This is a genomic window from Craterilacuibacter sp., assembly GCF_051659485.1.
In the GTDB taxonomy this organism is placed as follows: domain Bacteria; phylum Pseudomonadota; class Gammaproteobacteria; order Burkholderiales; family Chromobacteriaceae; genus Craterilacuibacter.
On record NZ_JBOFOO010000201.1, the window covers coordinates 1 to 3697 of the forward strand.

Here is a 3697-nt window from a genome sequence, read left to right on the forward strand (position 1 = left end):
AATCTTTTTTGTTCTTGAGAGCCGATTGCGGTGCCTCATCCATCTCCACAACCTGGGTCGCGTGCTGGATGTCGATGCGTGAACGCAAATTTTGGGCGCAAGTCGCCAGCTCGGCAGAAATTGCCGTGCTGTCACCCACAAGAATCAGTTTATTGTCGGGATGGTCGTGCAGGAATTGGATGGATGCGGGGATGGTGACTTTGAGACCAATGTCACCACCCATGGCATCCACCGCTACGGTGATACTCATCAGCGTCTTCGGTAGTAACTACCTGTTGTGTTGAACAGGAAGTAAAGGGGAACGATTACTCGCCCTTGACCTTTACAACCTGACGACCACGGTAGAAACCGTTAGGGCTGATGTGGTGACGCAGGTGACGCTCACCGGTCGTAGCTTCAACAGCCAGCGATGGAGCAACCAGAAAGTCGTGGGCGCGGTGCATGCCACGCTTGGACGGGGATTTTTTGTTCTGTTGAACGGCCATGATTGACTCCTAAAAAATTCAAACTTTATTCGGACTTGGGTTTCTTGAGCGCTGCCAGCACCGCGAACGGATTCGGCTTTCCGGCTTTACCGTGCTCAAGCACCTCATCGCCACATTTTTCATGCTTGGGCGACAAGGACAAGCCCATGATGATCTCGTCTTCGACCAGCGCGATCACGTCCAACTCTTCCTCAGCCATGACGGCATCGAGGTCTTCGTTGATATCGACAGCGGCTGCGAGCTTGTCTTCATCCCGGAAGAACGTCAGCACGGCTTCACTATCTAGGGCTTGCACCATAGGCTCCAGACAACGCTGACAGACGACATTGACTGTCCCTGTCACCTTGAGTCTGAGAGACGAACGGCGCGAACCATCCATGAAACCTTCAGCTACAAACTGGACTTCCCCGCTGTTGTCAGCGAGGTTCTCTAGTACGCGTTCATCCAGGTCGGCGACGGCGCGACGGCCACTGCGACTCTGGCCTTCACGGCCAAACGCGAGCGGATCGATCAAAATCGGGTTAGTCATAAACGCGAGATGATATAATTGCCGCCACGGATTTGTCAAAGCAATCAAGCCTCAACATGCAAAAAGCCATCGTACTTGCCTCCACCTCGCGCTACCGGCGCGAAATTATCGAACGACTGGGGCTGCCACTGCACGCCGCGGCGCCTGTTTGCGACGAAACGCCATTGCCGGGCGAGAGCGCGCTGGACACCGCCGTACGTCTGGCCCGCGTCAAGGCCATGTCGCTGGCCGATGCCTACCCCGACGCGCTGATCATAGGCGGCGATCAGGTAGCCCTGCTCGACGGCCGGCAGATAGGCAAGCCCGGCAGCCTTGAAAACGGCGTCGCCATGCTGCAATGGATGAGCGGGCGCACCGTGGTCTTTCACTCGGCACTGGCACTTTATAACAGCCAGAGCGGCCGCCTGCAGGAAAACGTCGGCCTCACCCGCGTCACCTTGCGCACGCTCTCCGAAGCCCAGATCCGCGCCTATCTCAGCCGCGAACCGGATGCCCTGCACTGTGCCGGCGCAGCCAAAAGCGAAGGTCTGGGCGGTGCGCTGCTGGAGCGCGTCGAGTCCGACGATCCCAATTCCCTGATCGGCGTCCCCTTGTTCGCCCTGATCACCATGTTAATGAACGAAGGCGTAGACATACTCTAATGACCGGCACCCTTTACCTGATCCCGACGCCGCTAGGCGACGAAAATACACCATGGCTACCCGAGCACGAACGCCTGCGCGTCATCCATATCACCCGTTTTGTGGTCGAAGCGGAAAAAACGGCACGCAAGCACCTCAAAGCACTGGGCGTCAGCACGCCGATACGCGAACTGACCCTGAATACGCTGAATGAACACACGCCCGAGGCCGATGTTGCCGCCCTGCTGCAACCGCTACTGGACGGACAGGATGTCGGTCTGGTATCCGAAGCCGGCTGCCCGGCCGTGGCCGACCCCGGCGCGCAACTGGTCGCGCTGGCGCACGCCCGCGGCATCCGCGTCGAGCCGATGATAGGCCCGTCTTCCATCCTGCTGGCACTGATGGCCTCCGGTGCCAACGGCCAGTGTTTCGCCTTTCATGGCTACCTGCCGGTAGACAACATAGAGCGCAGCAAGGCGATACAGGCACTGGAAGCACGCTCGCGCCAGAACAACGAGACGCAGGTGTTTATCGAAACGCCTTACCGCAACAACACCATGCTGGCCGAGCTGAGAAAAACCCTCGCCCCGTCCACCCGCCTGTGTGTGGCGGCCGATTTGACACTGCCTAGCCAGACCATCGTCAGCCTGCCGGCATCCGACTGGCCCAAAGAAGCGCCCGATTTCCACAAACGCCCGGCCATTTTCGTCATTCACGCAGCCTGAACCCAGGCGGCCATGCCTGATTAGCGGCATGGCTGCTATGCTTTTGGCCGCCGGCTGCAGTACCATGCCGGCCATGTCTCCCGTCATTACCTCATTACTCGATACCGACCTGTACAAGTTCACCATGTTACAGGTGGTACTGCACCAGTTCCCGGCCGCACATGGCGAATATGCGTTCAAGTGCCGCAACACGCCCGAACGGCCACTCTCCCAGCTCAAGCACGAGCTGGAACAGCAGCTGGATAGCCTGTGTGCACTGCGCTTCACGCAGGAAGAGCTGGCTTACCTGCGCAGCCTGCGCTTTATCAAGAGCGATTTTGTCGACTATCTGGAACTGTTTCATCTGCAGCGCCGCTTTATCAGCGTGGGCGAGCAGGATGGCGAGCTAGCCATCACCATCAAGGGACCGATGGTGCAGGCGATGTTCTTCGAGATTTTCGTACTGGCCATCGTCAACGAGCTCTACTTCCGCGCACTGGACACGGCGGCAGTACGCGCCGAAGGGCAGCGCCGGCTGGAACAGAAAATCACCCGCCTGCGCGCCTTCGCCGCCGGCGAAGGCAGCAACGCACACTTTCCGCTTCTGCTGTCCGACTTCGGTACCCGGCGCCGCTTCTCCCGCGACTGGCACGCCCATGTGGTGACACAACTACATCAGGCCGTACCGGATATGTTTCGCGGCACCAGCAATGTGTTTCTGGCATGGCAACTGGGCATGACGCCGATAGGTACCATGGCACATGAATTCTTCCAGGCCTTTCAGGCACTGGGCGTCAGGCTGCGCGACTTCCAGAAGGCGGCACTGGAAGCCTGGGTGCAGGAATATCGCGGCGATCTGGGCATTGCGCTGACCGACGTGGTCGGGATGGATGCATTTCTGGCCGACTTCGATCTTTATTTCGCCAAGCTGTTTGACGGTCTGCGCCACGATAGTGGCGATCCTTACCACTGGGGCGAAAAGGCTATTGCCCACTACCAGCTGCTGCGCATCGACCCGGCCAGCAAGATGCTGGTTTTCAGCGATGCACTGGATATCGACAAGGCGCTGGCACTCTATCAGCACTTCAACCCGCGCATACAAACCAGCTTCGGCATCGGCACCAAACTGAGTAACGATATGGGCCTGACCCCCTTGCAGATCGTACTCAAGCTGGTCAGCTGCAACGGCCAGCCGGTGGCCAAGCTGTCGGACAGCCCGGGCAAGACCATGCCCACCGACGCGACCTTCCTTGCCTATCTGCGACAGGTATTCGGAATCAGGGAGTAGGACTCGGGACTCGGGACTCGGGACTCGGGACTCGGGACTCGGGACTCGGGACTCGGGACTCGGGACTCAGG

Annotated in this window: 5 protein-coding genes and 1 pseudogene; 3 read left to right on the forward strand and 3 right to left on the reverse strand. The window is 59.0% G+C overall.

From position 1 onward, the window contains the following. The 3 genes and pseudogenes from ACRC1E_RS07290 to ACRC1E_RS07300 all read right to left on the reverse strand — a co-directional run. A pseudogene (locus tag ACRC1E_RS07290) lies at window positions 1-250 on the reverse strand (phosphate acyltransferase PlsX); the annotation flags it as partial. Window positions 251-305: 55 nt separating this feature from the next. Next, window positions 306-485, reverse strand: a complete 180-nt coding sequence (rpmF, locus tag ACRC1E_RS07295) for a 50S ribosomal protein L32 (protein WP_438514448.1) — start codon at window positions 483-485, stop codon at window positions 306-308. 25 nt (window positions 486-510) lie between these two features. Beyond that, complete coding sequence (locus ACRC1E_RS07300) at window positions 511-1014, reverse strand: YceD family protein (protein ID WP_438514449.1); 504 nt, start codon at window positions 1012-1014, stop codon at window positions 511-513. Window positions 1015-1070: 56 nt separating this feature from the next. Here ACRC1E_RS07300 and ACRC1E_RS07305 point away from each other — a divergent pair, with 56 nt between their 5' ends. The 3 genes from ACRC1E_RS07305 to pncB all read left to right on the forward strand — a co-directional run bounded on the left by ACRC1E_RS07305 (window position 1071) and on the right by pncB (window position 3626). Further along, on the forward strand, window positions 1071-1655 hold the full coding sequence (locus ACRC1E_RS07305) for a Maf family nucleotide pyrophosphatase (RefSeq protein ID WP_438514450.1): 585 nt from the start codon (window positions 1071-1073) through the stop codon (window positions 1653-1655). Beyond that, on the forward strand, window positions 1655-2359 hold the full coding sequence (locus tag ACRC1E_RS07310; RefSeq protein ID WP_438514451.1) for an SAM-dependent methyltransferase: 705 nt from the start codon (window positions 1655-1657) through the stop codon (window positions 2357-2359). Before ACRC1E_RS07305 ends, ACRC1E_RS07310 begins: the two co-directional genes overlap by 1 nt. Window positions 2360-2432: 73 nt before the next feature. Next, window positions 2433-3626, forward strand: a complete 1194-nt coding sequence (gene pncB, locus ACRC1E_RS07315) for a nicotinate phosphoribosyltransferase (protein WP_438514452.1) — start codon at window positions 2433-2435, stop codon at window positions 3624-3626. Window positions 3627-3697 lie beyond the last annotated feature (71 nt).

Coding starts and splice junctions, on each gene's coding strand:
- ACRC1E_RS07310 (WP_438514451.1), top strand. CDS start 1,655: ATGACCGGCACCCTTTACCTGATCCCGACGCCGCTAGGCGACGAAAAT.
- ACRC1E_RS07300 (WP_438514449.1), bottom strand. CDS start 1,014: ATGACTAACCCGATTTTGATCGATCCGCTCGCGTTTGGCCGTGAAGGC.
- ACRC1E_RS07305 (WP_438514450.1), top strand. CDS start 1,071: ATGCAAAAAGCCATCGTACTTGCCTCCACCTCGCGCTACCGGCGCGAA.
- pncB (WP_438514452.1), top strand. CDS start 2,433: ATGTCTCCCGTCATTACCTCATTACTCGATACCGACCTGTACAAGTTC.
- rpmF (WP_438514448.1), bottom strand. CDS start 485: ATGGCCGTTCAACAGAACAAAAAATCCCCGTCCAAGCGTGGCATGCAC.